The sequence below is a fragment of the Oleiphilus sp. HI0086 genome, from assembly GCF_001635225.1.
Genome location: NZ_LWFZ01000073.1, coordinates 1 through 467 on the forward strand (window position 1 = coordinate 1; position 467 = coordinate 467).

1 protein-coding gene is annotated in these 467 nt (G+C 39.8%); it reads left to right on the forward strand.

Going from position 1 to position 467, the window contains the following annotated elements; translation table 11 throughout:
• Window positions 1-191: 191 nt before the first annotated feature.
• Window positions 192-467, forward strand: a 276-nt coding sequence (locus A3756_RS01175) for a hypothetical protein (RefSeq protein ID WP_156490160.1), incomplete at its 3' end; no start/stop codon positions are given.

A 467-nucleotide genomic window follows, 5' to 3' on the forward strand; every position in this document is an offset into this window, starting at 1 on the left:
TTTTAGTGCTGATCGTATTTTTAATTTCATGCCTGGTGGCGTTTATAAAGGCTGATAAATGGCCACGATGGAAACAACTTACAGTTATTTTCATCCCGACGATTATGCTATTCTGCTTTGCTTTAGTGCTTGAAACTTTAAACTGACCCTTTGGTTTTTCATTAAATATAATACGCTTATAAAGGTAGAAAGTGAGCCTGTTTTTATACTGCAGCGAGAAAGGCTTAACGTGGTTGCGAGAAGGGAAGCTACCTTTCTTAGAAGCCTCATCATTGATGGACCCATTCGTTAGCAATGAAGCCCTTAATCATCAGCCTGATGGGTCAATCGCTGTTTCAGATGAAGAGTTCAGAGTTGAATTGAAAGCTCAATTCGCGGCGCTACCAGAGTCTTTATCAAGCCTGATGAGCTTTGAGTATTTTGAAGAACAATCCCAAAGCAAACGAGCCAGTATTGAAGCACAAATA